Source organism: Tetzosporium hominis (assembly GCF_002265435.1).
Taxonomy (GTDB): domain Bacteria; phylum Bacillota; class Bacilli; order Bacillales_A; family Planococcaceae; genus Chryseomicrobium; species Chryseomicrobium hominis.
Window position 1 is genome coordinate 1 of the sequence record NZ_NOKQ01000289.1, and the last position, 26,538, is coordinate 26,538.

The 26,538-nt window shown below is 43.9% G+C and carries 35 protein-coding genes and 1 other annotated feature; of the genes, 34 read left to right on the forward strand and 1 reads right to left on the reverse strand.

Translation table 11 applies throughout. The features are described 5' to 3' along the window. Positions 1-85 precede the first annotated feature (85 nt). The 25 genes from CF394_RS13075 to pheA all read left to right on the forward strand — a co-directional run bounded on the left by CF394_RS13075 (position 86) and on the right by pheA (position 17,760). Positions 86-1,126, forward strand: coding sequence for a type IV pilus twitching motility protein PilT (locus CF394_RS13075; protein WP_094944294.1), 1,041 nt, complete (start codon positions 86-88; stop codon positions 1,124-1,126). Then, entirely contained in the window at positions 1,041-1,238 is a 198-nt protein-coding gene (locus CF394_RS16305; protein ID WP_369333190.1) for a GW dipeptide domain-containing protein, read from the forward strand. Before CF394_RS13075 ends, CF394_RS16305 begins: the two co-directional genes overlap by 86 nt. After that, a complete protein-coding gene (locus CF394_RS13080; RefSeq protein WP_369333191.1) occupies positions 1,183-2,331 on the forward strand; it encodes a type II secretion system F family protein in 1,149 nt (382 codons plus the stop codon). Before CF394_RS16305 ends, CF394_RS13080 begins: the two co-directional genes overlap by 56 nt. A gap of 43 nt (positions 2,332-2,374) precedes the next feature. Continuing rightward, positions 2,375-2,851 (forward strand): type II secretion system protein, encoded by a 477-nt coding sequence (locus CF394_RS16180; protein WP_341476745.1) that lies wholly within the window; start codon positions 2,375-2,377, stop codon positions 2,849-2,851. Between the two features lie 93 nt (positions 2,852-2,944). Next, positions 2,945-3,937: a type IV pilus biogenesis protein PilM gene (gene pilM, locus CF394_RS13090; RefSeq protein WP_094944193.1), complete on the forward strand. Its 993-nt coding sequence runs from the start codon at positions 2,945-2,947 to the stop codon at positions 3,935-3,937. Next, entirely contained in the window at positions 3,921-4,517 is a 597-nt protein-coding gene (locus CF394_RS13095; protein ID WP_094944195.1) for a PilN domain-containing protein, read from the forward strand. Before pilM ends, CF394_RS13095 begins: the two co-directional genes overlap by 17 nt. Continuing rightward, on the forward strand, positions 4,514-5,254 hold the full coding sequence (locus tag CF394_RS13100) for a hypothetical protein (protein ID WP_094944197.1): 741 nt from the start codon (positions 4,514-4,516) through the stop codon (positions 5,252-5,254). Before CF394_RS13095 ends, CF394_RS13100 begins: the two co-directional genes overlap by 4 nt. 19 nt (positions 5,255-5,273) lie before the next feature. After that, a complete protein-coding gene (locus CF394_RS13105) occupies positions 5,274-6,827 on the forward strand; it encodes a GGDEF domain-containing protein (RefSeq protein WP_094944198.1) in 1,554 nt (517 codons plus the stop codon). Beyond that, positions 6,824-7,576 (forward strand): prepilin peptidase, encoded by a 753-nt coding sequence (locus tag CF394_RS13110; protein WP_094944200.1) that lies wholly within the window; start codon positions 6,824-6,826, stop codon positions 7,574-7,576. The genes CF394_RS13105 and CF394_RS13110 overlap by 4 nt, the downstream gene beginning before the upstream one ends. A 137-nt stretch (positions 7,577-7,713) precedes the next feature. Beyond that, on the forward strand, positions 7,714-7,863 hold the full coding sequence (locus tag CF394_RS15850; protein WP_165767563.1) for a hypothetical protein: 150 nt from the start codon (positions 7,714-7,716) through the stop codon (positions 7,861-7,863). Positions 7,864-7,908: 45 nt separating this feature from the next. After that, positions 7,909-8,139 carry a hypothetical protein gene (locus CF394_RS13115; RefSeq protein WP_094944201.1) on the forward strand — a complete coding sequence of 77 codons (231 nt, stop codon included), beginning with the start codon at positions 7,909-7,911 and terminating at the stop codon, positions 8,137-8,139. A 90-nt stretch (positions 8,140-8,229) separates the two neighbouring features. Beyond that, positions 8,230-8,931 (forward strand): RadC family protein, encoded by a 702-nt coding sequence (radC, locus tag CF394_RS13120; RefSeq protein WP_279327664.1) that lies wholly within the window; start codon positions 8,230-8,232, stop codon positions 8,929-8,931. A gap of 82 nt (positions 8,932-9,013) precedes the next feature. Beyond that, positions 9,014-10,033 (forward strand): rod shape-determining protein, encoded by a 1,020-nt coding sequence (locus tag CF394_RS13125; RefSeq protein ID WP_094944203.1) that lies wholly within the window; start codon positions 9,014-9,016, stop codon positions 10,031-10,033. Between the two features lie 12 nt (positions 10,034-10,045). Continuing rightward, a complete protein-coding gene (gene mreC, locus CF394_RS13130) occupies positions 10,046-10,945 on the forward strand; it encodes a rod shape-determining protein MreC (RefSeq protein ID WP_094944205.1) in 900 nt (299 codons plus the stop codon). Next, complete coding sequence (gene mreD / locus CF394_RS13135) at positions 10,942-11,466, forward strand: rod shape-determining protein MreD (RefSeq protein ID WP_094944207.1); 525 nt, start codon at positions 10,942-10,944, stop codon at positions 11,464-11,466. Before mreC ends, mreD begins: the two co-directional genes overlap by 4 nt. A 17-nt stretch (positions 11,467-11,483) precedes the next feature. After that, the gene (gene minC / locus CF394_RS13140) at positions 11,484-12,155 is read left to right on the forward strand and encodes a septum site-determining protein MinC (protein ID WP_094944208.1); all 672 of its coding nucleotides are present in this window, start codon (positions 11,484-11,486) and stop codon (positions 12,153-12,155) included. A 1-nt stretch (position 12,156) separates the two neighbouring features. Beyond that, a complete protein-coding gene (gene minD / locus CF394_RS13145; protein ID WP_094944210.1) occupies positions 12,157-12,957 on the forward strand; it encodes a septum site-determining protein MinD in 801 nt (266 codons plus the stop codon). Between the two features lie 244 nt (positions 12,958-13,201). Further along, complete coding sequence (locus tag CF394_RS15855; protein WP_165767564.1) at positions 13,202-13,378, forward strand: hypothetical protein; 177 nt, start codon at positions 13,202-13,204, stop codon at positions 13,376-13,378. 50 nt (positions 13,379-13,428) lie between these two features. Then, positions 13,429-13,506: a sequence feature (ribosomal protein L21 leader region), on the forward strand. 14 nt (positions 13,507-13,520) lie between these two features. Further along, positions 13,521-13,829 (forward strand): 50S ribosomal protein L21, encoded by a 309-nt coding sequence (rplU, locus tag CF394_RS13150; protein WP_094944211.1) that lies wholly within the window; start codon positions 13,521-13,523, stop codon positions 13,827-13,829. Positions 13,830-13,831: 2 nt separating this feature from the next. Further along, positions 13,832-14,164 (forward strand): ribosomal-processing cysteine protease Prp, encoded by a 333-nt coding sequence (locus CF394_RS13155; RefSeq protein ID WP_094944213.1) that lies wholly within the window; start codon positions 13,832-13,834, stop codon positions 14,162-14,164. A gap of 16 nt (positions 14,165-14,180) precedes the next feature. Then, positions 14,181-14,471 (forward strand): 50S ribosomal protein L27, encoded by a 291-nt coding sequence (rpmA, locus tag CF394_RS13160; RefSeq protein ID WP_094944214.1) that lies wholly within the window; start codon positions 14,181-14,183, stop codon positions 14,469-14,471. Positions 14,472-14,593: 122 nt separating this feature from the next. Further along, positions 14,594-15,124 (forward strand): Spo0B domain-containing protein, encoded by a 531-nt coding sequence (locus CF394_RS13165; protein WP_094944216.1) that lies wholly within the window; start codon positions 14,594-14,596, stop codon positions 15,122-15,124. A gap of 4 nt (positions 15,125-15,128) precedes the next feature. Further along, a complete protein-coding gene (gene obgE / locus CF394_RS13170; RefSeq protein ID WP_094944217.1) occupies positions 15,129-16,418 on the forward strand; it encodes a GTPase ObgE in 1,290 nt (429 codons plus the stop codon). Between the two features lie 26 nt (positions 16,419-16,444). After that, entirely contained in the window at positions 16,445-16,900 is a 456-nt protein-coding gene (thrR, locus tag CF394_RS13175; RefSeq protein ID WP_094944219.1) for a transcriptional regulator ThrR, read from the forward strand. Further along, the gene (gene pheA / locus CF394_RS13180) at positions 16,900-17,760 is read left to right on the forward strand and encodes a prephenate dehydratase (RefSeq protein WP_094944220.1); all 861 of its coding nucleotides are present in this window, start codon (positions 16,900-16,902) and stop codon (positions 17,758-17,760) included. The genes thrR and pheA overlap by 1 nt, the downstream gene beginning before the upstream one ends. A gap of 233 nt (positions 17,761-17,993) precedes the next feature. Here the strand turns inward: pheA and CF394_RS13185 are convergent, their stop codons facing one another. Next, positions 17,994-18,518 (reverse strand): transcription repressor NadR, encoded by a 525-nt coding sequence (locus tag CF394_RS13185; RefSeq protein ID WP_243370871.1) that lies wholly within the window; start codon positions 18,516-18,518, stop codon positions 17,994-17,996. A gap of 100 nt (positions 18,519-18,618) precedes the next feature. On the opposite strand from CF394_RS13185, the gene CF394_RS16385 reads away from it, so the two are divergent. The 9 genes from CF394_RS16385 (at position 18,619) to secDF (ending at position 26,468) form a co-directional block, all read left to right on the forward strand. Beyond that, positions 18,619-18,732, forward strand: coding sequence for a LysM peptidoglycan-binding domain-containing protein (locus CF394_RS16385; RefSeq protein ID WP_500691230.1), 114 nt, complete (start codon positions 18,619-18,621; stop codon positions 18,730-18,732). Between the two features lie 245 nt (positions 18,733-18,977). Further along, positions 18,978-19,586 carry a Holliday junction branch migration protein RuvA gene (ruvA, locus tag CF394_RS13190; RefSeq protein WP_094944223.1) on the forward strand — a complete coding sequence of 203 codons (609 nt, stop codon included), beginning with the start codon at positions 18,978-18,980 and terminating at the stop codon, positions 19,584-19,586. A 12-nt stretch (positions 19,587-19,598) separates the two neighbouring features. Further along, positions 19,599-20,597: a Holliday junction branch migration DNA helicase RuvB gene (gene ruvB, locus CF394_RS13195; protein WP_094944225.1), complete on the forward strand. Its 999-nt coding sequence runs from the start codon at positions 19,599-19,601 to the stop codon at positions 20,595-20,597. 18 nt (positions 20,598-20,615) lie between these two features. Next, positions 20,616-21,659 carry a tRNA preQ1(34) S-adenosylmethionine ribosyltransferase-isomerase QueA gene (gene queA / locus CF394_RS13200; RefSeq protein WP_094944226.1) on the forward strand — a complete coding sequence of 348 codons (1,044 nt, stop codon included), beginning with the start codon at positions 20,616-20,618 and terminating at the stop codon, positions 21,657-21,659. Further along, positions 21,656-22,795 (forward strand): tRNA guanosine(34) transglycosylase Tgt, encoded by a 1,140-nt coding sequence (tgt, locus tag CF394_RS13205; protein WP_094944228.1) that lies wholly within the window; start codon positions 21,656-21,658, stop codon positions 22,793-22,795. Before queA ends, tgt begins: the two co-directional genes overlap by 4 nt. A 45-nt stretch (positions 22,796-22,840) precedes the next feature. Beyond that, complete coding sequence (yajC, locus tag CF394_RS13210) at positions 22,841-23,098, forward strand: preprotein translocase subunit YajC (RefSeq protein WP_094944229.1); 258 nt, start codon at positions 22,841-22,843, stop codon at positions 23,096-23,098. Between the two features lie 264 nt (positions 23,099-23,362). Beyond that, positions 23,363-23,653, forward strand: coding sequence for a DUF421 domain-containing protein (locus CF394_RS13215; protein WP_094944231.1), 291 nt, complete (start codon positions 23,363-23,365; stop codon positions 23,651-23,653). A 114-nt stretch (positions 23,654-23,767) separates the two neighbouring features. Beyond that, a complete protein-coding gene (locus CF394_RS13220) occupies positions 23,768-24,070 on the forward strand; it encodes a post-transcriptional regulator (protein ID WP_094944232.1) in 303 nt (100 codons plus the stop codon). Between the two features lie 124 nt (positions 24,071-24,194). Next, entirely contained in the window at positions 24,195-26,468 is a 2,274-nt protein-coding gene (gene secDF / locus CF394_RS13225) for a protein translocase subunit SecDF (RefSeq protein ID WP_094944234.1), read from the forward strand. The last annotated feature ends 70 nt before the right edge of the window (positions 26,469-26,538 follow it).

Below are 26,538 nucleotides of genomic sequence, written 5' to 3' on the forward strand. Positions count from 1 at the left end.
TATTGGTGACGGAAAATATTTTTTCGGGCACTTGCGATGGTGAAAACCATTGATATATCAACATTTATAGAGGGAGGTGGAACCACTGGCATATTCAATTCTAGACTTATTAAACCGCAGCTACGACGAGAAGATTTCCGATTTGCATATTACAGTGGGTGTCCCACCTATGTTCCGAAAACACGGGAAGTTGATTCCAGGCGGAGACGTGAAATTGACAGAAGACATGACAAAGCAGATGGTCAATGAAATTTTGCCAGCTGATAAGCAGCAAGAGTTTATGGAAAAGGGCGAGACGGACTTTGGTTTTGCGCTTGGAGACAAGTGCCGATTCCGTATCAATGCCTACCACCAGCAAAAGCGAATGGCATTAGCTGCTCGTCAAATCTCAAATTCCATTCCGACTTTACAACAGCTCAACATGCCAAAGGTATTATATGAATTAGCGGAACGTCCGCAAGGGTTGATTTTGGTAACGGGTCCTACTGGATCAGGTAAGTCGACGACACTAGCTGCAATGATTGATCATATCAACCGTACGATGTCACGACATATTCTGACTCTTGAAGATCCAATCGAGTATGTACATCCGCATAACCAATCAATCGTCAATCAACGTGAGATTGGAGCCGATTCGCATTCATTTGCGAATGCATTACGTGCAGCGCTTCGTCAAGATCCAGATGTTATTCTGGTCGGTGAGTTGCGCGACTTGGAAACCATTTCAACCGCTATTACAGCAGCTGAGACTGGCCACTTAGTAATGGGTACCTTGCATACAAGTTCGGCACCAACGACGATTGACCGAATTATCGACGTGTTCCCGCCGTTCCAACAAGGCCAGATTCGAATTCAACTTGGTAACGTGTTGCAGGGAATCGTCTCACAAAGATTATTCGTCAACGCTACTGGAAATGGGAGGGTCGCAGCGACAGAAATTTTAGTTTCGACTCCTGCAATCTCTAACTTGATTCGTAACGAGAAAGTTCACCAAATCCAAAACGTTATGCAGACAAGCCGAGCGCTCGGAATGCATACACTTGAAGCCAACATTCAAGAACTCATCACAAAAGGTTCTATCAAGTACGAAGACGCAAAGCTATACTTATTGGCAGGTGAGTACTAATGGTTGTATACCGATATTTTGGGCGGACAGTAGATGGATACTTAAAAAAAGGTGTTATCGAGGCAAATACAAAAAAACATGCAATACAAAAATTAAGAGATATGAAAATTAATCCTAGAAAAGTCGAAGAGTCAAAGTCGCTATTGCACAAAGAGTTATCAATAGGACAAAAGGTAAAGAACCAAGACTTTGTTATCTATACTCGACAGTTCGCTACTTTAATTCGTGCTGGCGTTTCAATCGTGGAATCTACGCGAATTTTAGCGGATCAAACGAAGTCGAAGCCACTGAAGAAAGCTTTAAATAATGTAGAAGAAGATGTGCGAACAGGATTGACTTTCTCTGATGCGGCTGCGAAGTATCCGAATGTGTTTCCTGCGGTTTTTGTCAATATGATTCGTGCAGGGGAAGCGACGGGTAATTTGGATACTTCGTTAGATCGTCTAGCGATGTCGTTAGAAAAGCAGTTCGCAATTAAAAAGAAAGTACAATCGACATTGACGTATCCTGTGATTTTATTGATTTTAACTTTTGGTGTTGCTGGATTTTTAATGCTTACGATTGTTCCGCAATTTGTGACTATGTTTAATGATATGGGTGCAGAACTCCCCGCTATCACGAAATTCGTTATGGCACTAAGTGAATTTCTTCAATCTAGTTGGTTTATTATTTTACCCGTCATTTTTATTACAATTGGTGCATTCATGTGGCTCTACAAAAACAATTCGAAATTTCATTTTGGAGTGACGTATGCAATTATGAGGATGCCGGTTTTTGGACAGTTAGTTCAGAAATCTTCGATTGCTCGAGTCACAAGAACTTTATCCTCATTATTTAGCTCATCAGTTCCAATTCTACAAGCATTGACTATTGTAGAGAAAGTTTCTGGAAACCCTGTAATAGGTAAGGTATTACTAGAAGCAAAACGGAGTTTAGAAAAAGGGAGTACTTTAACAGCTCCTTTGCAAGCAAGTTGGATTTTCCCTCCGCTTGTTACTCAGATGACTCTCATTGGTGAACAAACTGGTTCTTTAGATTACATGTTAGAAAAAGTTGCTGTTTTCTACGAAGATGAAGTGGATCGCACAGTCGATACACTTAAATCATTAATTGAACCATTAATGATTCTTTTCTTAGCATTTATTGTAGGGGGCATTGTTATGGCAATTATGATACCAATGTTTAGTTTATATGAACAAATGTAAGGAAAATCATAACTTAAATTCTTTTAAGGAGGTGAAAACAACTATGGACGAAAGTAAGTACTTAAAACACCAAAATGAAACGATGGGAGAGAACTCATTCATGAAAACACTACTTAAAAAACGTTTAAACCAAAAAGGTTTAACACTTATCGAACTTTTAGCAGTAATTGTAATTCTTGCTATTGTGGCTGCTATTGCTGTTCCGGCAATTGGTAATGTAATCGAAAATTCGCGTTACAAGGCTGTTAAAGCCGACGCAGTAAATGTAATTAATGCTGCGAATCTATATTACACAGAAAACCCTTCAACTACTACCGCGGTAAAAGTTTCTGACCTTATAACAAACAAATTTTTAGATTCAGCTGGAAAAATTCCTGGCGAAGCTACAGTCTCTGTAAATAGTCCAAGAGGACTGACGACTACCGACATAACGTACAGTGGTGACAAAAAAGTTAAATTTACAAATGCTACTGTAGACAAAATCAATACTAATACGGAGCAAACTACTGAGATAAAATAATACCAACCTTATTTGAGGCCGGAGTAATCCGGCCTGACATAAGCTTGGCATTTCCAAGCAAGTAGATAGAGAACGGCAGAGAGGGGTCATGGGATGTTTCGAAAACGCGGAAGTCGGCAAGTGGTGTCGATGGATCTTCACGAAACGGTGTTGCGAGCGTTAGTGCGCCCGCGTGAAGATGGGGCGGACTGGACGCTGTATGAAGCGGCAGTTCCTGCTGGCTATGTAGAAGAAGATATGATCAAAGATGAGATGGGCTTCATTTCGTGGATGAAAGAACAAGTAAGCGCTTGGGGAATAAAGCGTGAAGAAGTTCGTTATTTCGTTCCCGACAGTGCAGTCATGATGAAAGCGTTCGACCATCCGGATGATGTCACTTCTGAAGGTTTGAAAGGGTATGTCCAAATGGAACTAGGGCGTTCGATTCAATTGCCTTTTGAAAATCCTCTGCTTGATGTTTATGACCCGGTAGAAGGCGATAAGAAAGCGACACTTTTCGCTGCTCCTGCAGAAGAAGTGATGCGCTTTGCGAATATCTTAGACGATGCTGGTTTAGATCCAACAGTTGCAGATATTCGAGCATTATCGTCCATTCGTTATTTCACAAAACGTAACTATTTAAAGCACGAAAAATCATATTTACTCGTAGAGTGGCTTATGACAGGGGCGGTCGTTACGATTTTCCGAGATGGTTTAGTTGAATTTCTTCGCTACCAACCATTTGAACGCGAAATGGGAACTTACAAAGCTTCTGAAGATGGAGATGACATTCGCTTCACTTTCAGTGGGGATGAAAACGACTACCGGAGTCAATTGGTCGATCAAGTAACAGAGCTTGAAAGAATGATGACGTTCTACCGATTCTCTATTCACAAAGGAGATATCGCAGTAGATGAAATCATCTCGTTTGGAGAGTCTCCACAACTAGACTATATCGACGAGCTACTAAGAGATAACCCGTCGTTCCCGCAGATTACGACCATTCGTGATGAGGATGTTGCGAAGTTTTATACTGGTTTTGGTACTAGTGACGTTTCGCTTGTAGGTCTGGCTTTAAAGGGGGATGTAAATGAATCCGGAAATTAATTTACTGCCCGTCTTTGAGAAGCGAAAGCCAGAAAGTTATCTTGGACTTATTTTATTTATTATTATTCTTGGAGCCTTGATAGTGTTTCTCGCTATTTATTTAATGGGTATCAAGCAAGATGCGGCGGACTTGGCTGCTGAAGAACAGAACTTGATTGCACAACGTGCAGCACTTCAAAATGAAGTGGCAACCGGAGAACCTGCACCAGAGATCACGTATGCGGATGCGGTTTTATTCGTCGAAACGAACTCATACCCTGTGTCTCCACTATACGAAGAAATTCAAAACTTAGCCGATGCGAATACATATGTCCGAAACTATGCATTCAGTCCAGAAGCTATTACACTCGCTGTAGATTTTGAAACCAAATCACAAGTGGCGCTTTTTGTAGAAAACTTGATGAAGAGCAACTACTTCGAAAACGTTCAAGTCGACAGTATCGTGGAATTTGAGCCGCTTAGCACTACTGAAGAAACTGAAGGCGTAGTAGAAGAAGAGGAAGTCGCGCCACGGTATACAGCCTCCATTCGTATCAAACCACTTCCTGAGTATGTTGCACAGGGGGTGACGCAGCCATGATGGATTCAATTCGTGAAAACAAACGAGCAGCGTTCTTACTTTTAGGTGCACTAATCGCATTAATTTTAGCTGGCGTCTACTACTTGTATATCGTGCCTTTACAAGATGAAAACGAAGCAAAGCGTAATGCCAATGCATTGATTCAAGCTGAAATTGTCGCACTTCAAGAACAAGCGGGCGACGGGGAAGAAGAAGTTCCGCTTCAAGATGACCCATACGAACTGATGAAAAAAGTCCCGAACCAGCTTGAGCTCGACAAGATTATTCGCACGATCGAAGAAATTGAATTGATCACTCAGACGAAAGTAGGTAGTGTGACATTCAATGGATATGAGTCTGAAGGTGTCACTGGTTTCGTCGAAGAAGAAGAGGAAGAAGTCGTCAACGAAGAGCCAGAAGAACAAGCCGAAGATCCAGTGACTGATGAAGAAACTCCGGAACCTGGTGACTCTTCTACAGAAGCTCGTGAAGAAGCCGCTACTGAAGAGACTCCAATATCGACAATCTCTGTTGCAGACTTGCCACTCGAGCTTCGCATGATCACGATGACGGTCGATGTCACAGCCGAGACAGAAGAACAGTTGGTTGCTATAATGAAAGAAATTGAAAATTTAGAACGTGTGTATCGGATTGACTCTTTGGATACCGGATTACCTGGGGAAGAGCAGATCGCAACAGATGCAGATGAACAAATCAGTGCCTCATTAACGATTACCACTTTCTATTACTTACAATAAAATTGAAAGGGTGGTTGCGATGGAAGTCGGACAGATAACAGTGTACATTCTGGTCTATCTTCTTCCTGCAGCCACTCTTTTTATGTTGTCTGTTTTGGCGCTCCTTTCAAATCCCTCGAACCGGGACAATCAAGTAGTTGCGGCCATTCCATTTCTCTATACGTTATTGCTATTTACCGAATTCATCCGTCATTTATTACCTATAGAATATAGTCCCATGTTTGTGAATTTATTTTTCGGTAATGTGGGATTAATTATGTTGGGCGTATCGCTCCATATGTATATTCAAATCAGTCGAATTCATCTTCAGAAGAAGATTCCGTATTACCCGATGATTCTATATGTGATACCTGTCCTTTTGATTCTTTTAAATATTTTTGGTGGGGATACTCTTACGAACAGTGAAGAGTTTACAAGACAAGGTCTATGGATTGTGCCGGAGTACAATACTAAATATTTCGGAACGATGGTCGGCTCGGTGGTGTTGATTTTAGTGTCTTTGTTTATTTTATCGCTAGGGATCAGACTAGAGAAATCAGAACAGCGTATTCGTATGCTTCAGTTTATTCGCAGCGGCTCTATTGTGACGCTTGTTGCGATGTTAGTTCTTGGCTTCTTTAGCTTTGGTAGTGTGCTGCCTCCGCATTCGTATATTTATATTGGGCTGATCTTCAGTATGTATTTAACGATTGCCATCTACAAATTCAATTTGATTCCATCGCTTACGGAGCGTTATAAGACCATCTTCTCGTTAAATCCAAATGCACTTGTGATTGTCAATGAAAGATGGGAACTCATTGAATTTAATGATGCAGCGAAGAAACAAATCAACCGATTTGGATTGAAGGGATCGAACTTAAAAGACATGCTCGGTCAAATCAATATTGCTGATCAATTTGTAGCATTTGTCGAAGAGTTGCAGAAGACACCCTTGCATCATCAGACAACAATTTCGTTTGAAGTGAAAGGCCAGGTAATTCACCTTCGAATTGACGGTGCAGTTATGAAAATAGATGCGAATACGCATTATGCTATTATTTACCGCGACATGACGACAGAGATCGAGAATACGAAATTAGTCAACAAACTGGCATATCAGGATTCTCTAACGGGTCTTGCAAACCGCACGTATTTCGTTGCAGAACTTGAAAAATCGATTGTTCTTGGACAACCGGTCGGTGTGATGCTGCTTGACTTAAACCGGTTCAAGCAGATCAATGACAAGTTTGGCCACTTGAGCGGTGACGAAGTGTTACGAGCCATCGCAGACCTTCTCGTCGAATCGTTCCCAGAGCCGCATATTCCAGCGCGTCTCGGTGGTGACGAATTCGTCGTGTTACTTCGAGACATCACGCGGCAATCTCAGCTTGAAGAAAATATCTCGTTCATCCGTAGAAAAGGAAAAAATTTCACAGTTTCTCTAGGAGAACTCGCGGTGCCTGTCGAATATAGTGTAGGTGGCGCGTTTTATCAGACTGGCGATACGCTCGATGAACTGTTGATGCGAGCGGATGAGCAGATGTATAAAGAAAAATATAAAGATCGTCCCCATGAAAGGAATTCATCCAATTGACTGTTGTTGTAGCTGCTTTTTTCTTTGTGTATGGTTTAATATTTGGAAGTTTTTATAATGTGGTGGGTTTGAGGGTTCCAAAAGACGAATCCATAGCTCATCCACCATCTCATTGTCCAACCTGTGACCGCAGGCTGACGATTCTCGACTTAGTACCTGTATTTTCTTATGTGTTTTTAAGAGGGAAATGCAGGGGATGTGGAACAAAGATCAGTCCGATTTATCCTATGATGGAATTGATTACAGGCGTCTTGTTTGCGGTCGCTTATTTGCATTTTGGCTGGTCGTGGGAATTGGCAGTAGCTTTAGTATTTTATTCCTTACTAGTTGTACTGACAGTTTCAGACCTCGCTTATATGTTGATTCCGGACAAGTTTCTACTGTTCTTTGGTATTCCCTTAGTCCTTCTGCGAATTGTAGAACCTCTTGACCCGTGGTGGGATAGTTATTTAGGAGCTTCTATCGGATTTATATTATTGCTCCTTATCGCGATTATCTCCAGAGGAGGTATGGGTGGAGGCGACATAAAGCTCTTCTTAGTGATTGGAATCGTTCTTGGAACCGTCCATTCGTTAGTGGTTTTAGGACTGGCTTCTGTTATTGGCTTAATCTTCGGACTGATTTCTTTGCGACTAACGAAAAATGGCCGCAAGACACCGATTCCGTTTGGCCCCTCTATAGCCATCGCAGCCGTCATAGTCCATTTATATGGCACCGAGCTGATTGATTGGTACTGGAACTTATTTTAATTGATCTACACCTACTGTTTCTCTAAAAAGAGATGCAGTAGGTGTTTTTTGACTGGATTTGTTTCAATTCCCGTTCATCATTCGACTTCATTTTTAGCTACCATGCGGTAGTGTCTACTATAAAGGAGGCGAACGGTATGATTCGATCAAAACAAAAAGATGTTGGCGTGTATATGATTGCCATCGCGCAGGGGGCGCTCATTGGGATTGTCGGATTCTTGTTGATGGGGTATTTGATCACCTATCTAGATAAAACTGCTCCAGTTCTGGCTGCTGCACCCGATTGACTTCCAAAAAAAATAGATGTCCAGTCATTCACTAAAGAATTGCTTGTGAAAGCGAAAGGGTGTCCTGCTCCGATTGAATTGCTGGCAGAAAATCTAGCCAAGCTCGATGATCAAAATTTTATTTTGAGCGAAGCAAAGGCCAGAAAATTTAAATGTAAGGAAATTGAAAAGTTGCAAAAAGTGCTAAATGCTATCAAAGAACATCCTTCCAAAGCCTTATTCACACTGAATTCCACACTTACAAGTGAGTCCTGTATCGCTATCGAACTAAATTAACTGACGCCGTGACAATGCTATTATCGCAATTGTCACCAAGTTTTCAGCAATTCAGTAGCGCGCTACACTTGATGTCAAAGGGGGAAACCAATGACCAAACTATTAGCAGACTCATTTGAAATGATTCGAGATGTGCATCACGAAGATCGCCCGCGCGAGCGACTCATCCAGCAAGGGGCTCAGAGCCTCTCCAACCAAGAACTCCTCGCCATTTTACTTCGCACCGGAACAAGAGACCATTCTGTATTATCCGTGTCGAACGAGATACTCAAATACTTCGAACGCATCCATTATTTGAAGAACGCCACAATTGAAGAACTGAAACAGATCAAAGGAGTGGGAACCGTTAAAGCTGTACAATTACTTGCTGCCGTGGAATTTGGAAGACGCCTTGCGACTCAAGACGTCCAGGACAAAGTAACTGTCCGGTCTCCAAAAGACGCAGCCGATTACATCAAACACGATCTGCATCACTTGATGCAAGAACATTTCATCATTTTATTTTTAAATGTAAAAAATCAAATCATTCATAAACAGACCATATTTATTGGAGGGCTCAGTGCATCGATTGTCCATCCTCGGGAAGTGTTTCGTGAAGCTATTAAAAAGTCGTGTGCGTCGATCATTGCTGTGCACAATCACCCAAGTGGAAATCCGACACCTAGTCCAGAAGACATCGCTGTGACCAAACGCCTACGAGATGCCGGTCAGATTATGGGTATCGAGTTGCTAGATCATCTCATTATCGGGGACCATCAGTTCATCAGTTTGAAAGAAAAGGGGTACATGTGAGACTGTATTATTTTTCTTCTATCGTCTATAATGAACTTTATGACGTCACTTGGGGTGACAGCGATAGAAAGGAAGTTGGAACGTGTTTGGATTTGGAGCAAAAGATATAGGAATTGATTTAGGAACCGCTAATACACTTGTATTTATGAAGGGGAAAGGTATCGTCTTGCGTGAGCCTTCCGTTGTAGCTAAAAATACGCAAACAAATGAAATCGTAGCTGTCGGGAACGACGCTCGTAATATGATTGGCCGTACACCGGGGTCTATCGTCGCAATTCGTCCGATGAAAGATGGAGTTATTGCAGACTATGACACTACTTGGAAAATGATTGAATACTATATGAAAAACGGTTTGAAAGCGGCAGGTAGCTCATGGAGTAAACCTAATGTCATGATCTGTGTACCTTATGGTATTACATCTGTTGAACAACGTGCTGTTATCGATGCAGCGAAGCAAGCAGGTGCTCGTGATGCTGTAACGATTGAAGAACCATTTGCAGCAGCAATTGGAGCAAGTTTACCAGTTTGGGAACCAACGGGCTCTATGGTCGTTGATATTGGTGGAGGAACTACAGAAGTTGCCGTAATCTCACTTGGTGGTATCGTGACAAGTGAATCGGTTCGAGTTGCAGGGGATGCGATGGATTCAGCTATCACTAGCTACATCCGCAAAACTTACAACCTGACAATCGGTGAACGTACAGCAGAAGCTATCAAAATGGAAATCGGTTCTGCATTAGTCATTGGTGAAGAAGACAAGATGGAGATTCGTGGACGTGACCTCGTAACAGGTCTACCCAAAACGATTGAAATCTCTTCTAAAGAAATCGCTGATGCACTTCGCGAGTCGATTTCAACGATAATTGATGGCGTGAAGCGTACACTTGAAAAAACGCCTCCAGAATTGTCTGCGGACATCATGGAACGTGGCATTATGTTGACAGGCGGTGGCGCGTTACTGAAAAACTTAGATAAAGTAATCAGTGACGAAACGAACATGCCGGTCTTTATTGCAGAAGAACCACTAGATTGTGTTGCTGTCGGAACAGGTATGGCACTCGATCACATGAATGAAATTCGCAAACAACAACCACGCCGATAAGGAGACGTTGACATGCCATCATTATTTTCTGCGAAACGCTTAATTGTACTATTGGTGGGCATGATCGTTCTTGTTGTGTTAATCAGTTTTACGCTCCGCGGTCGCGACAATGCGAATCCTGCGGAGTCATTGATAAAGGATGTCGTTGGTTTTGGTCAATCTCTGGTTGCCAAACCAACGCATTTTGTCGTTGAACGTTATAAAAATGTCGAAGATTTTCTCCATACATATGAAGAAAATGAGCGTTTGAAGGCACGCATCCAAGACTACGCTGCTGTACAAGCCGAAGTTCAACAGCTCCAGCAAGAAAACGCAGAGCTGAAAGAATTGGCGGAAGTTCAGGAGGACTTGAGCGATTATGAGCCGATTCGTGCTACTGTCATTGCGCGAAACCCAGAACAATGGGATGAAAAGATTATTTTAGACCGTGGAAAATTACACGGTGTATCCGCCAACATGGCTGTCATGACTGCTCAGGGATTGATCGGAAAAGTAACTCTAGTTACAAACCGAACAGCGACTGTTGAGCTAGTTACGACACAAAATCCGAACAACCGTATTTCTGCATTCGTCGCAGAAGACGAAACGATTTTCGGTTTGATCGAAGGCTATGATGAAGAGCGTCGTGAGTTGATTTTACGCCGACTGGATACTAATGCAAAGATTGAAAAAGGGCAAAAGATCACGACATCTGGCCTTGGAGGCATCTTCCCGAAAGGCATTTATATCGGTGAAGTGACTGAAGTGACTTCTGATGACCATGGTCTAACAAAACTTGCTTATGTAAAACCGGCTGATGATTTTCTGACTCTTAACCAAGTGATGATTGCAGCACGCACTGTGCCAATGGTATCTGGTGAGGACGGGACAGCTGAAGGAGAAGAAGCTGCGGAAGGAGAGGACAGTGAATGATTCGAGTTCTTGTCATCTTCGTCGCGGTTTTTCTCTTTTATATGGAGCCTGTCTTTGGACTCCTTTCGCCCGTCAGTATAGGGCAACAGTTCTATATTTTAGTTCCGCGTTTTTTACTAATCTACTTGGTATTCGTGGCGATTTACTACAATCGCAAGCGGGCCATCCTGTTCGGTGTGATTTTTGGTCTCTTGTATGATGTGTTTTTCATTGATATTATTGGACTGTATACCTTTATTTATCCGATCCTGATTTTTATCAGTGTGTGGGTGATGCGCTACATTCATTTGAATGTCTTGACACTCTCCCTGCTGATTTTATTGTTACTAGCAGGATTGGAATCGTTGTTGTTCGTGTTCCACACAATTATTGGCACGACAACATTAGTCTTTGATGAGTTTTTACAGCTACGTCTGATTCCAACTATGATTGCAAACTTCGTGTTTGTGGCTGTCATGGGCTGGTTCTTTAAGTGGCTACTCGTCCAGCGGTACGAACAAAAATATCACGTAAACACATGATAGATGGGGTGAAGTGTTTGTCGAAACAACAAGGAATCACCATCCGAGGCACAAAAGATGGGCTCGTCATGCGCTTCGATGACCAAATGGGCTATCAGGAGCTACTTGACGAACTGAAAGCAAAACTCAGTGAAGAAGCATTCGATGGCCAAGCCGAGATGACCGTCCAACTAGGCCACCGGTATTTAACAAATGAACAGAAAAAAGATGTAATCCAACTGATTGAGAAAAATCAGAAGATCCGCATCACTAAAGTACAAAGTGAAGTCATGACCGTCGAGGAATGCAACCAGCGCTTAGTTGAAAAGCAGTCTGAGACCTATGTCGGCATTGTTCGTTCCGGTCAAATCGTTCGAGCACAAGGCGATCTGGTCGTGATTGGAGACATCAACCCGAATGGACGCGTCATAGCAGGTGGTAACATCTACGTTTTAGGCCGTCTCAAAGGCATTGCTCATGCAGGTGCTAACGGGAACCGTAGCGCTGTGATAGCAGCGAGTTGGTTAGAAGCGACACATCTTCAAATTGACGATGTCCTTGAGACGATGACTGACGAACTTACCGTACTATCCGAACACCCTGAAATGGAATGCGCGTATTTACATACAACAGGGAAGTTGGTCATTGACCGACTCCAAGAATTAAGACGGATTCGTCCGGACATCTCGACGTTTAAAGGAGGAAGCTAATGTGGGACAAGCAATCGTAATTACTTCAGGTAAAGGGGGTGTGGGCAAGACGACGTCCACAGCCAACCTGGGAACTGCATTGGCTTTACAAGGCAAAAAAGTTTGTCTCGTGGATACTGACATCGGTCTCCGCAATTTAGATGTAGTCCTCGGACTTGAAAACCGCATCATCTATGATTTAGTAGACGTAGTGGAAGGGCGTTGCAAAGTGCATCAAGCCCTTGTGAAAGACAAGCGCTTTGATGACAAATTGTTCCTGTTGCCGGCTGCTCAGACTGCTGATAAGCACGCGGTGTCACCGGAACAAATGAAAGAATTGATCTCAGAACTCAAGCAAGACTATGATTATATTTTGATCGACTGTCCTGCTGGTATCGAGCAAGGGTACAAAAACGCTGTTGCAGGTGCTGATCAAGCTATCGTCGTGACGACTCCAGAGATTTCTGCAGTACGTGACGCGGACCGGATTATCGGACTACTTGAGCAAGAACCGAATCTGGAGCCACCAAAGTTGATCATCAACCGAATCCGTCAGCATTTGATGGATAAAGGCGAAGCACTCGATGTGAACGAAATCACGACCCACCTCTCAATCGACCTTCTGGGTATCGTGGCAGATGACGAGCGTGTTATCAGTTCTTCTAACAAAGGAGAGCCGATTGTGATGGATCCGACGACGAAGGCAGCTCAAGGTTACCGCAATATCGCACGTCGTATCTTAGGTGAATCCGTGCCGCTGATGTCGATGACCGATTCTAAAGGCGGCGTCTTCTCAAAATTGAAATCGATTTTTACGAAATAATTAGGAATGCCAGGAGCTAGTAAGCTCTTGGCATTTTTTTGTGGAGTTTAGTGGGTTTTGAGATGACCCCAGGGGTTATTTCGTTAAAGAGTTAACTTGGATTATGCGAATAAGCTTTTTTGGAGGTGGCACGATTCGGTCCTATGGTGGCACGATTTGGCTTAGGCTTCAGATTCTACAGATCCAGTGATGGATTCTCCTTGTGAACTTGCTTCCTATCCCGCCACATGACGGAGGATACATGGTGCACATCTTATTTGCAAAAACACCTTTCCAACCAATCGCGAATGGTCTTTCGTACACAGCATTACTAGGGGCATCGTTATTCGCTGCTAACCAGTTTTTCGTAGAAGCAAATGTGTTCCCGATGGTTGTTGTAGCGGTGCTTCTCTATGAAAATTATCTCCGTATAAAGTCTTGACGTTCGAGTCTCGTTTATGGTATTCTATTTGATGTTAGTCTTTGTAGCACCTGTGGCTGCAACCGCACTGAGAAGGTTCAAGTATTCCATTTGGAATCACCTGATGGCAGGCGAGTCTAAGTATATGAGGAGGTGCAGGAATATGTACGCAATTATTGAAACTGGTGGTAAACAAATCAAAGTAGAGGCTGGTCAAGAAATCTACATCGAGAAATTGAATGTAGAAGCTGATGAGACTGTAACATTTGATAAAGTTTTATTCGTTGGTGGTGACGATGTTAAAGTTGGAGCTCCATTCGTGGATGGCGCAACTGTAACAGCGAAAGCCGTGAAGAATGGTAAAGCTAAGAAAATTACTGTCTTCAAATACAAAGCGAAGAAAAACTACCGTAAAAAGCAAGGTCACCGTCAACCGTACACGAAATTAGTTGTTGACGCAATCAACCTATAATCATGATTCGTGTTGTTTTCAACCGAGATGAGGCAGGGATGATTCAGTCATTTTCGATGTCCGGACATGCTGAGTTTGATGTTAAAGGTAAAGATCTAGTCTGTGCAGGAGCTTCTGCTGTTGCATTTGGCGCTGTCAACTCACTTTTTGTGAATGGCAAGATTGAACCCATCATTGATCAAGGCACGGATGGAGGCTACTTAGCCGTCGAGATTCCTCAAATTGAGGATGAGATGACGAAGATTCGGGTCCAAGTGATTCTCGATACACTTCGTACATCGCTCGAAACGATAGAAAACGATTATAGTCAGTATATAAAAATATCCTATAACTAAACAGGTGGTGAGACACATGTTAAGATTAGATCTTCAGTTTTTCGCATCGAAAAAGGGAGTTGGTTCGACTAAGAACGGTCGTGACTCTCAATCTAAACGCCTTGGCGCTAAACGCGCTGATGGTCAATTCGTATCTGGTGGTTCAATCCTTTACCGTCAACGCGGTACAAAGATTCACCCAGGTGAAAACGTAGGCCGTGGTGGTGACGATACACTTTTCGCTAAAGTTGATGGAGTTGTTCGTTTCGAACGCTTCGGACGCGACAAGAAAAAAGTGAGCGTATACCCAACAGCTCAAGAAGCATAAGCTTATCGGTTAAAAGGACTGCACTTGCAGTCCTTTTTCTTTTGAACACTGTACGCATACAGTGGAATTATTCCACCTCACAAGGGTATAATAAAGACACATTCGCTGTGGAGTTGAGAGAGATGAGAGACACCATTGAAATCAATGATCTATTGCGCACTATCAATCATGATGCGCTGAATCGGCTGCAGGTGATGCAGATGAATCTAGATCTAGGTCGCACGGATGAAGTGCGTCGTCTGATAGAAGAATACTCGTTGCGTTGCCAACATTTTTTTAGGCTCAACAATGTAGGATTCAAGAAGACTAACAACTGGTTGGAAACGATTCATATGCATCATCCGGAGCTGAAAGCCACGTATGAAGTGGTCGGGAACCGCAAAGCAACGGTAGAACAAGATGAGGAAATGGTCATGATGTTTCAAGCGTTCACCGCTCAGATGAAAGAGCGGTTTATCGGGTACCATGATCAATTGATGCACGTAGTGTTTTCTATGGACAACCCACTTCATATTTCCATTCAATTGGTCGGCAATTGGTCGGATTTGAAAGTAATCTCTTGTGGGCAGGATACCGAATTTACAACAGAAGTACAAGAATATACAAAAACCTCTCTGAAGCTAGAAGTAGTGGAGCGAAGAGAACAGGAGTGAGAACATGTTTGTCGATCACGTTAAGATTTACTTAAAAGGCGGTGACGGCGGAGATGGCATGGTAGCCTTCCGTCGTGAAAAGTATGTACCAAATGGAGGACCAGCTGGTGGAGACGGCGGACGCGGCGGGAACGTCGTATTTGAAGTAGACGAAGGTCTTCGTACGCTGATGGATTTCCGTTTCAAGCGTCACTTTAAGGCGGACCGTGGAGAACACGGAGCGACTAAAGGCATGCACGGTCGTGGAGCACAAGACATGGTTGTCAAAGTTCCACCAGGTACCGTCGTTATCAATGAAGAAACGGGAGACATCCTTGCAGATCTAGTTGAGCACGGCCAACAAAAAACTATCGCTAAAGGTGGGCGTGGAGGACGCGGGAACATCCGTTTCGCAACACCACAAAACCCAGCGCCTGAGCTTTCTGAAAAAGGAGAGCCAGGTCAAGAGTTGAACATTATTTTAGAACTGAAAGTATTAGCAGACGTCGGTTTAGTCGGATTTCCAAGCGTTGGGAAATCTACATTATTATCTGTAGTGTCTTCAGCGAAGCCGAAGATCGGAGCGTACCACTTCACAACAATCGTACCAAACCTAGGAATGGTCGATATGGAAGACAACCGCAGCTTTGTTATGGCGGATCTACCAGGACTTATTGAAGGCGCTTCTGAAGGTGTTGGTCTTGGTCACCAGTTCTTGAAGCACATCGAGCGTACTCGAGCAATCGTACACGTCATTGATATGTCAGGAATGGAAGGGCGCGACCCATACGAGGATTACGTCACAATCAACGATGAGTTGAAGAACTACAATCTTCGTCTGACAGAACGCCAGCAAATCATTGTAGCGAACAAGATGGATATGCCGGATGCTGAAGAAAACTTAAAAGCATTTAAAGAGAAAGTCGGAGATGATGTAGAAATCTTCCCAATCTCAGCAGTCTCTCGTCAAGGCTTGCAGCCACTACTATACGCAATTGCGAAAGTTCTTGAGACGGCTCCAGAATATCCACTTCATGAAGTAGTTGAAGAAGCATCGGATAAATCCGTTCTTTACAAACACGAAGCGTCTAAAGATGCCTTCGTAATCACTCGTGATGATGATGGAGCATTTGTGTTGTCTGGCGGCACGGTAGAGCGCGTCTTCAAGATGACGGACTTCTCACGTGAAGAATCGATTCGTCGATTTGCACGTCAGCTTCGCGGAATGGGAATCGATGATGCCCTTCGCGAGCGCGGTGCGAAAGATGGCGACACAGTGCGTCTTCTAGAATTTGAATTTGAATTTATTGAGTAGTAGTCGGTAGGAAAGGCGGAGCGATCGTGAAGGATGTAACCAACCAGCATTTTTATTTAGTGCGTGAAGACGTACTGACAGAAGCAATGCAGAAGACGCTTGAAGCAAAGGCGCTTTTGCAAAATGGCAAGGTGAATTCAATTTGGGACGCTGTGAAGGAAGTCGATCTTTCTCGCAGTGCCTTCTATAAATACCGGGACGCCGTCTTTCCGTTCCACTCCATCGTGCAAGAACGCATCTTAACTGTGTTCTTGCAGTTGGAGGACCGTGAAGGAACACTTGCTCGTCTGTTGCAGCTCGTTGCGGAAAGTCAGTGCAATGTACTGACGATCCACCAGACGATTCCAATACAAGGACGTGCAAGTGTCACTTTATCATTAGATGTCACGGCAATGAGTAAAGATATCAATGAATTTTTAACAGAAATGAAGCGTCTTGACTTCGTGGAGACTGCGGATGTCATCAGTTCGGGGGCTTTCTAATGACAAAGATTGCTTATCTCGGACCGGAAGCGTCGTTCACGCATTTAGCAGCTAAATCTTTATTTCCATCAGAGTCTTTAGTGCCGATGCGGACGATTCCTGAATGCATTGAAGCGGTGTCGCAAGTGAAGGTTGATGTAGCGGTAGTACCTGTAGAGAATGCTCTTGAAGGAACCGTGCCTCTAACGATTGATTACTTGTTTCACGAAGCAGACGTCTACATACAAGCTGAAGTGCTTGCGCCTATTGCCCAGCATTTAATGGTCCATCCGGATCATGTTGCCCACTGGGATCAAGTAGAGACGATCTACTCGCATCCACACGCGCTTGCACAGTGTCACAAATACTTATCGTACCGGTTGCCTCATGTGCCGATGGAGCAATATTCTTCCACCGCTGCAGCGGCAAAGCTTTGCGCTGAGAATCCTGATATGTCGATTGCTGCAATAGCGAACGAGACAGCTGCTCACGAATATGGACTCGTGATTGTGGAACGTGATATCCACGATTTTCATTTCAATCACACACGTTTTCTTGTACTCGGTTCAGAGAAAAATCAATTGACGTTCAAAGGACACCAGCCGCAGATCAAGACGACTTGGATGTTGAAATTGCCTCAAGATGACCGACCAGGTCTCCTGCACCAAGTACTGTCTGTATTTGCGTGGCGCCGATTGAACTTGAGCAAGATCGAGTCGCGCCCTTTGAAGACAGGTCTTGGCCATTATTTCTTTATCGTCGATATTCTGGAACAAGAAGACCATGTGATGATGCGAGGGGCAGAGGAGGAACTGACGTTTCTTGGCTGCACGGTGAAAAGTTTAGGCTCGTATACGACGTATGAAACGGAAAGCGATTGAGTTGAAACCCTTCTTCGGAAGGGTTTTTGTTGTTTTACGGAAAAGGAATTGACAAAGGGCACAAAGCGCAATCGAAAGGGCACAAAAACTTTTCGAAAGGCACAAAGTGAACTCCAAAGGACACAAACCAACATCCTCGAGTCACAAAACCCTTTCTAGTCATACATAAAAATATTATGTAAACTATTTTATGCACAACAAAAAATCCAGCCACCAAGGGCTGGACTGCATGCTCAATTCTCAATCAAATATCCTTTTCGACGAAGCGCTTCTTTAGCTGCATCGATTTTTTGTTGTGAGTCTGACGCTAACCAGTGAAGATGGGTCCCATCCGTCATCTGAAGGAGTAGCGTCGCCTTATTCTCGTTCAACTTGTCCATAAAATCGTTGATCTCGTTACGATTGGACACCATAACTCGTGCTGAGATTTCTCCGTAAACAGGATGCTCGACGGTCACATCTTCCACAGACACACCGCAGTCGATGATTGTGTTCAATTCATCCATCGTGTTTTCTGGGAGGTGATTGCATACCACACGCTCACGCACCAAGTTCTCAGACGTTTCGCTAAACAAAATGTAGCCCTGGCTCGTCGCCATGATGGGGTGACCAGCCACTTTCAATAAGTTGATATCATTGACGATGACTTGACGACTGACCTGAGCTTGTTCAGCAAGATCTGCTCCTTTAACTGCTAACTGCTGTTGCTGTAATTTTTTGAGAATCCATTGACGCCGTTCTTCCCCTTTTTTACGCATCGTGCTCATCCCTCGCATCTTCTAAGTTGTTCCTAGTGTACCATGCCGTTTGCGATTTTTCATGTCACAATTTCAAAACCGTTGCATAGGATGTAGAGAAATGAAAAAGGAGGCATATGGTGCAAGTTCACACAGTACAAAAGGCGATAAGTTGTGGAAGATAGCCAAAATGTATGACTTTGATTTTTTTGAGTGGAAAGCAGCCAATCCTTAAATTCCGAATCCGTATCAGATTATGTCGGTAGATATCGTCTGGCTGCCCCAACGAACTGTTTCGTGAATGTCTGGCTTTTTTACAAAAACCACATCCTAAAAAACAAGAACGTCTGTTGGCATTTAGCGCAAAAGCGATAGAAAATCACCGCAAACTATGGTATGATGGGTAATATGAAACGCTCGTGACGGCCGCTACTCTTTAGCGGCCTTCTTTGTTGAGTGAAGGCGAAATGGGGAACTTAGATGTACGACTACATAAAAGGCGAGATTGCCCGCATTACACCCGAATACATCGTGATCGACCGAGACGGACTTGGGTTTCAAATCCTGACACCGAACCCGTTTCGTTTCCAAGTTGGACAACACGAACTTGTTTATACGTACTTGCAAGTACGCGAAGACTTGCAGCAATTGATTGGGTTCAAGACTTTATCAGAACGTGAACTGTTCCGAAAGCTCATTCAAGTAACTGGGATTGGACCTAAAGGAGCGCTTGCGATCCTTGCTAGTGGCCAACCTGAGCAAGTCATCGGAGCCATTGAACGCGAAGACGATGCTTTCTTAGTAAAGTTTCCGGGAGTTGGGAAGAAGACGGCTCGCCAGATCATTCTCGACTTGAAAGGCAAGTTGCATGACTTAGCCGATGTGGAATTTACAGATGGCTTGTTTGAACTCGAAGACGATGCACAGCCTGCTGTGAACCAGTCGCTTGATGAAGCGCTCCAAGCACTTCAGGCACTTGGGTATTCAGAACGTGAACTGAAAAAGATTGCACCTAAATTAGAAGAGTTTGAGAACGAGACGACTGATGTCATCATGAAAAAAGCACTACAACTACTATTTGGCAGTTAGGAGGAGACGCCCGTGACGGACCGAGTGATTACAAGTGACGCCACCCAGTTTGATGAGCCGTTTGAAGAGACCTTGCGCCCCGACACGCTCGGCTCATATATCGGTCAAGCACAGATCAAAGAAAATTTGAGCATCTTCATCCAAGCGGCAAAGCTTCGTGAGGAGAGCCTTGACCATGTCCTTCTCTACGGACCACCTGGACTAGGGAAGACCACACTTGCAAATGTCATCGCAAACGAAATGGGTGTCCAGATTCGAATGACGAGTGGACCTGCAATTGAACGCCCTGGAGATTTAGCTGCTATAGTCAGTGCGCTAGAACCAGGAGACGTCTTATTTATAGATGAGATTCACCGCTTGAACCGTGCGATTGAAGAAGTGTTGTATCCGGCAATGGAAGATTTTTGCCTCGATATCGTTGTTGGCAAAGGACCGACTGCAAAATCGATTCGCCTTGATTTGCCGCCGTTCACATTGGTCGGTGCAACGACGCGTGCAGGCTCACTTTCTGCTCCTTTACGTGACCGTTTTGGAGTCTTATCTAGACTTGAATATTACGACGAGCTAGCGCTCACGGAGATCGTCAGACGTAGCAGCCGTCTATTTGGCGCTGACATAGAAGACCGTGCAGCAGTCGAGATTGCTCGTCGCTCACGAGGGACACCTCGTATTGCCAACCGCTTATTGAAACGAGTTCGCGATTACGCACAAGTGCGTGGCGATGGGCGCATCACAGAATCACTTGCAACCGAAGCTCTAGAACTGTTGCAAGTAGACCGTCGTGGTCTCGATCACATCGACCACAAGCTCGTACGTGCTATGGCGGAAAGGTTCCGTGGAGGGCCAGTAGGCCTTGATACGCTTGCCGCGAGTGTCGGAGAAGAATCTGCTACACTAGAAGAAGTGTATGAGCCGTACTTGTTGCAGATCGGCTTTATCCAGCGGACTCCAAGAGGTCGGGTCTTGACGCCACTTGCGTATGACCATCTTGGAATTCCCGTACCAGAATGATAGCAAAGGAAGTTGACTATGAAAGTAGAAGATTTTGATTTTCATTTGCCAGAGGAATTGATTGCTCAAACTCCTCTTGCAGATCGTACAAGCAGTAAGCTGCTTGTTGCGGATTATCCAAACAATGAGTTGCACCATACAACATTTCAGCACATCCTAGACGAATTACGCGAAGGAGACTGCTTGATTTTAAACGATACAAAAGTGATGCCTGCCCGTCTTATGGGTGTCAAAGAAGAAACGGGTGCTTCTGTTGAAGTCTTGCTTCTGACCCAACTTGCAGACGATGAGTGGGAAACACTTGTCAAACCCGCGAAACGCGTGAAAATCGGCACGGTCATCTCGTTTGGAGATGGGTTGCTGACAGCGACGTGTACTGCCATCAAAGACCACGGGGGGCGTGTGTTCAAGATGAACTATGACGGTGTGTTTTTTGAAGTACTGGATCAGCTCGGCGAGATGCCATTACCGCCGTATATCCATGAGAAACTCGAAGACCGTGACCGCTATCAGACAGTATATGCCAAAGAGCAAGGCTCTGCAGCGGCGCCGACAGCTGGTCTTCATTTTACTTCGGAATTATTAGAAGCCATGGAGAAAAAAGGTGTGAAGATCGGCTATGTCACACTGCACGTAGGTCTTGGAACGTTCCGACCGGTCAGTGTGGACACGATCGAGAGCCACGAGATGCACGCGGAATTTTACCGCATGCCTCAAGTGACAGCAGATTTGATTAATGAAACAAAAGCAGCAGGAGGACGTGTCGTTGCAGTTGGAACCACTTCAACTCGCACACTGGAATCCGTTGCGAAGAAGTTCGATGGAGAAGTCAAAGAAGACAGTGACTGGACGTCCATCTTCATTTTCCCAGGCTTTGAATTCAAGGTCATCGATGCGATGATCACGAACTTTCACTTGCCAAAATCCACGCTCGTTATGCTCGTTAGTGCTTTGACGTCACGTGACTTTATATTAGACGCTTATCAAGAAGCGATTGACCAGCGCTACCGTTTCTTCAGTTTTGGAGATGCGATGCTGATCAAAGGAAAGGATTTTAAATGACAGCGATTCGCTATGAATTATTGAAAAAAGATAAACAGACAGGAGCTCGTCTTGGAATTGTCCACACGCCACATGGCTCGTTTGAGACTCCGACATTCATGCCGGTAGGAACACAAGCTACTGTAAAAACAATGTCTCCAGAAGAAATCAAAGGAATGGACGCTGGAATCATCTTGAGCAACACGTATCACTTGTGGTTGCGTCCTGGTCATGACATCATCCGTGAAGCAGGCGGTTTGCACAAATTCATGAACTGGGACCGCGCTATCTTAACAGACTCTGGCGGTTTCCAAGTGTTCAGCTTAAGTGACATGCGTAAAATCGAAGAAGAAGGCGTTCATTTCCGCAACCATTTGAACGGGGATAAGTTGTTCTTAAGTCCGGAAAAATCGATGGAAGTTCAAAACGCACTGGGTTCAGACATCATGATGGCGTTCGATGAGTGTCCACCGTATCCAGCTTCTCACGAATACATGAAAGCATCTGTAGAGCGCACGTCTCGCTGGGCAGAGCGTTGTATGACGGCTCATACAAACACAGACAAGCAAGGCTTGTTTGGCATCATCCAAGGGGGAGAGTACGAAGATCTTCGTCGTCAATCGGCACAAGATATCATTTCACTCGACTTCCCAGGATATGCAATCGGAGGCTTGTCTGTAGGGGAACCAAAAGACATCATGAACCGCGTTCTTGAGTTCACAACTCCGCTTATGCCAGATAACAAACCGCGCTATTTGATGGGGGTGGGTTCGCCTGACTCATTGATCGATGGAGCCATCCGTGGTGTGGATATGTTTGACTGTGTATTACCAACTCGTATTGCACGTAATGGTACGATGTTCACAAAAAAAGGCCGTTTGGTGATCAAAGGTGCGAAATTTGCACGTGACTTTGGACCTGTCGATGAGACATGTGATTGTTATACGTGCAAAAACTATTCTCGCGCTTATTTACGTCATTTATTTAAAGCGGACGAGACATTTGGTCTTCGTTTAGCGTCGACACACAATCTTCATTTCTTGATGAACCTCATGAAAGACGTGCGTCAAGCCATTCGTGAAGACCGTTTGCTAGACTTCAAAGAAGAGTTCTTCGAAGAGTATGGCTACAACAAACCAAATGCAAAAAACTTTTAATTCGAGTATAATTATCGAGATACATAGAAAGGGGGCAATTTCTAGATGGATACACTTATAGGCTTATTACCTATTATTGCGATGTTTGGTGTGATGTGGTTCTTCATCATCCGACCAGCACAGAAACGTCAAAAAGCGACTGCAACTATGCAAAATAGCTTAAAGCGTGGAGACCACGTAATCACAGTTGGTGGATTACACGGGACGATTGATGCGCTTGACGATACAACTGTATTTATTACAGTAGCAGACGGTACACGTCTTCAGTTCGAGAAAGTGGCAATCGGCCGCGTAGTAGAATAAGGTACTTTAGAGAACCCCATGAGCACCGCTAGTGCTCGTGGGGTTTTTGTATGCTCTAGAAATTGATTGGCTCGCGGTGCAGAGCGGATGTTCATCGACGAACTTGCAGTTCTTTTCAGCGGATTTGAGATTCTTTTAAGCAAATTCGGAATTCTTTTCTTCATATTCGAACTTCTATTCAACAGAACCGATTTTATACTCATGCGCTTCTATCTCTTGCTTAATTCACAACTCATTAGACCATCCTGCAACTGAGATGATCAAATGGAATACTGGACGTTGATTTGGCGAACAGCCTTTTTCTATACATTGTTACTTTTGAGTTTGCGATTTTTAGGCAAGCGAGAGGTCGGGAATTTAAGTGTTTTTGACGCGGTCAGTTTTTTGATGATTGCAGAAGTGGCTGCTGAGACGATTCATAAGCCCAATCAGTCGGTCTGGTATTGCTTCGCCTTACAGAGGCAGCAGTGTCGAATCCACAGTAAGTCTTATATGCGAGAATTGCATACGGAAAACAAAGCCAAGGATCTTGGTGATGAGGTAGGCTGCCATTAAAATAAGAGATCCTTTTCGAAAAGACAATTGACACATCCTTCATAAATCGATACGATTTTAGCTACTACCACAACGTATGAGCGGACAGATAAATTATGCACAGGAGGAAACCGAATGGATAAAGGGGAGCAAGCCTTGTACGACAAAGTCGAGATGGTTCTCGACAGCAAAGTCAGTGAGTTTGAACTGTATCATTTCACTACCGTTACCAAAAAAGACCTTTGGGAATTTGCGAAAGTGAAGTTTTGGAAAAAGAAACGTTTGGATGAACTGCCACTACATCAGATAGTAGCGGATCTCTATGCCATTTCACCGTCGACTTATATGTCAGTAACTCAAATCCAGCAATTTAAAAGTGAAAACTGGTTCTCGGAATTAAAGAAAGAAGATTTAGAACAATTGCTAAATCCCCGTTGATTCGGGTCTATGGGCATTTGACACACTACACGACGTGATTCATAATAATCATGTTGTGTTTTTTTCGGTTTCAGACCGGGGTCTGTGATTCCCCTCGCTTAGGGGAAAAGAAGGGAGAATGAAAATGAAATCCAGAGGAAGAATAGTAGCTTTCTTGCTACTCCTCGTCATCTTTGCAGGTACCATTGGCAGTACTGCAAATGGCATACTGAAAGATATTAAATTAGGGCTGGACCTTCAAGGGGGCTTCGAGGTCCTCTATCAGTTGGAATCCCTTGATGGTGAGACAGGTAAAATCAGTCAAGAGACCGTAGCCGATACGGCAGAAGCGCTGAACAACCGAATTAACGTTCTCGGTGTCAGTGAACCGGTCATCCAAGAAGAAGAAAACAATCGGATCCGTGTTCAGTTACCAGGTGTAGAAGATCAGAATGCAGCACGTGAATTGCTGTCTACTGAAGCTAACCTAGAGTTCCGCGACGTCAATGACGAAGTGATGCTTGACGGTACGGACCTTGTAGAAGGTGGCGCGCAGCCATCGTTCGATGCAAACGGACAACCGATTGTAACATTGAAATTAAAAGATCCAGACAAGTTTGCTCAAGTAACAGAAGAACTTGCTTCTCGTCCAATTGGTCAAAACTTATTGGTCATCTGGTTAGACTTTGAAGAAGGTGTCGACAGCTACCAAGCTGAAATGGCAAAGCCTGATCCTAAATTTGTCTCTGCTCCACAAGTAACGAGCCGAATTGCATCGAGCGATGTGCAAATCGACGGTGTGTTTACGACCGATGAGACTAAAAACTTAGCAGGTATCTTGAATGCAGGTGCACTTCCTGTAAAACTGACGGAAATCTACTCGACTTCTGTAGGAGCTCAGTTTGGGGAACAAGCACTGGATTCAACAGTTCTTGCAGCTATAATCGGGATTGCATTAATCTTCGTATTTATGCTGTTCTACTACCGTCTACCAGGTTTTGTAGCCATGATTACGCTCTCAGTCTACATCTACTTAATCCTGCTTGTATTTGAATTAATCAACGGCGTGTTAACACTTCCTGGTATCGCAGCAATCATGCTCGGTGTAGGGATGGCAGTCGATGCGAATATCATCACTTATGAGCGAATCAAAGAAGAACTGCGTGTCGGGAAATCGGTTGCACAATCGTTCAAGATGGGTGCAAAGCAATCCTTTAGCGCGATTTTAGATGCGAACGTTACGACGCTTTTAGCTGCAGCAGTTCTCTTTTATTTCGGAACAAGCTCAGTTAAAGGGTTTGCGACAATGTTGATCATTAGTATTTTAGCAAGCTTTATCACAGCTGTTTGGGGATCTCGTTTATTGTTAGGTCTTCTAGTCGACAGCGGATGGCTTGATAACAAAAAGACATGGTTTGGTATTTCGAAAAAATCGATTCACCCAATTGAGAACGAAGTCGATACGCTCGATCTTCCAACGAAATTTGATCGATTCGATTTTGTAGGAAAGCGCAAACTGTTTTATTCACTTTCAGCACTATTATTATCAGCTGGAATTGCTATGCTCGCGATTTTCCAATTAAATCTAGGAATTGACTTCTCTAGTGGGACACGTGTTGAAATTTTAGCGGATCAGACACTGACTACTGATGAAGTTCGTCAAGAAATTGAAGCAGCAGGTCATCCGTCCGACGATATCGTCATCTCAGGTGACGACAGCAACATTGCTGTCATTCGCTACAATGAAGACTTTACTCAAGAGCAAATCAATCAGTTGAAGACAGATTTAACTGCTATTTACGGAATTGAACCGGGTGTCAGTGCTGTATCTCCAACTGTAGGAAAAGAGCTGGCACGTAATGCGATCTACGCTCTAGCTATTGCTATGGTGGGAATCATCATTTACGCATCCATTCGATTTGAATGGCGCATGGGCTTAGCGGCTATTGTTTCCTTGCTGCACGATGCATTCTTCATGGTAGCCGTATTCAGTATTCTGCGACTTGAAGTAGATATCACGTTCATCGCTGCCGTATTGACCATTGTCGGATATTCCATCAATGATACGATCGTGACGTTCGACCGTATTCGTGAGAACATGTCACGTTCCGGAACGATTGAAACAGAAGAGCAACTTGCAGAAGTGGTCAACAAGTCACTTCGTCAAACGCTAGGTCGCTCCGTGAATACGGTGCTTACGGTCGTGTTTGTAGTCTTAGCACTTATTTTCTTCGGTGCTGTGTCGATTCAAAACTTCTCGATCGCGTTACTTATTGGTTTGATTGCAGGAACGTATTCATCAGTCTTTATTGCAGCACAGCTGTGGTACGACATGAAACGCAAGCAATTAACGAAAAAAGGCGCTATCGATGTAGTTCAAGAAAAGAAACAATGGGGTTCTGACGAGCCTGTAGTGTAAAACGTTTCAATCATTCTCTAATCGGGGTATAGGTCTTCTATACCTCGATTTTTTTAATTGAGGTAAAGCG

Excerpts from the sequence above, each read along its gene's own strand:
- CF394_RS16180 (WP_341476745.1), top strand. The coding sequence starts at position 2,375 with ATGGACGAAAGTAAGTACTTAAAACACCAAAATGAAACGATGGGAGAG.
- pilM (WP_094944193.1), top strand. The coding sequence starts at position 2,945 with ATGTTTCGAAAACGCGGAAGTCGGCAAGTGGTGTCGATGGATCTTCAC.
- CF394_RS13095 (WP_094944195.1), top strand. The coding sequence starts at position 3,921 with ATGAATCCGGAAATTAATTTACTGCCCGTCTTTGAGAAGCGAAAGCCA.
- CF394_RS13100 (WP_094944197.1), top strand. The coding sequence starts at position 4,514 with ATGATGGATTCAATTCGTGAAAACAAACGAGCAGCGTTCTTACTTTTA.
- CF394_RS13105 (WP_094944198.1), top strand. The coding sequence starts at position 5,274 with ATGGAAGTCGGACAGATAACAGTGTACATTCTGGTCTATCTTCTTCCT.
- CF394_RS15850 (WP_165767563.1), top strand. The coding sequence starts at position 7,714 with ATGATTCGATCAAAACAAAAAGATGTTGGCGTGTATATGATTGCCATC.
- radC (WP_279327664.1), top strand. The coding sequence starts at position 8,230 with ATGACCAAACTATTAGCAGACTCATTTGAAATGATTCGAGATGTGCAT.
- mreC (WP_094944205.1), top strand. The coding sequence starts at position 10,046 with ATGCCATCATTATTTTCTGCGAAACGCTTAATTGTACTATTGGTGGGC.
- mreD (WP_094944207.1), top strand. The coding sequence starts at position 10,942 with ATGATTCGAGTTCTTGTCATCTTCGTCGCGGTTTTTCTCTTTTATATG.
- rplU (WP_094944211.1), top strand. The coding sequence starts at position 13,521 with ATGTACGCAATTATTGAAACTGGTGGTAAACAAATCAAAGTAGAGGCT.
- CF394_RS13155 (WP_094944213.1), top strand. The coding sequence starts at position 13,832 with ATGATTCGTGTTGTTTTCAACCGAGATGAGGCAGGGATGATTCAGTCA.
- rpmA (WP_094944214.1), top strand. The coding sequence starts at position 14,181 with ATGTTAAGATTAGATCTTCAGTTTTTCGCATCGAAAAAGGGAGTTGGT.
- CF394_RS13165 (WP_094944216.1), top strand. The coding sequence starts at position 14,594 with ATGAGAGACACCATTGAAATCAATGATCTATTGCGCACTATCAATCAT.
- obgE (WP_094944217.1), top strand. The coding sequence starts at position 15,129 with ATGTTTGTCGATCACGTTAAGATTTACTTAAAAGGCGGTGACGGCGGA.
- pheA (WP_094944220.1), top strand. The coding sequence starts at position 16,900 with ATGACAAAGATTGCTTATCTCGGACCGGAAGCGTCGTTCACGCATTTA.
- CF394_RS13185 (WP_243370871.1), bottom strand. The coding sequence starts at position 18,518 with ATGCGTAAAAAAGGGGAAGAACGGCGTCAATGGATTCTCAAAAAATTA.
- CF394_RS16385 (WP_500691230.1), top strand. The coding sequence starts at position 18,619 with ATGAAAAAGGAGGCATATGGTGCAAGTTCACACAGTACAAAAGGCGAT.
- ruvA (WP_094944223.1), top strand. The coding sequence starts at position 18,978 with ATGTACGACTACATAAAAGGCGAGATTGCCCGCATTACACCCGAATAC.
- queA (WP_094944226.1), top strand. The coding sequence starts at position 20,616 with ATGAAAGTAGAAGATTTTGATTTTCATTTGCCAGAGGAATTGATTGCT.
- tgt (WP_094944228.1), top strand. The coding sequence starts at position 21,656 with ATGACAGCGATTCGCTATGAATTATTGAAAAAAGATAAACAGACAGGA.
- yajC (WP_094944229.1), top strand. The coding sequence starts at position 22,841 with ATGGATACACTTATAGGCTTATTACCTATTATTGCGATGTTTGGTGTG.
- CF394_RS13215 (WP_094944231.1), top strand. The coding sequence starts at position 23,363 with ATGGAATACTGGACGTTGATTTGGCGAACAGCCTTTTTCTATACATTG.
- CF394_RS13220 (WP_094944232.1), top strand. The coding sequence starts at position 23,768 with ATGGATAAAGGGGAGCAAGCCTTGTACGACAAAGTCGAGATGGTTCTC.
- secDF (WP_094944234.1), top strand. The coding sequence starts at position 24,195 with ATGAAATCCAGAGGAAGAATAGTAGCTTTCTTGCTACTCCTCGTCATC.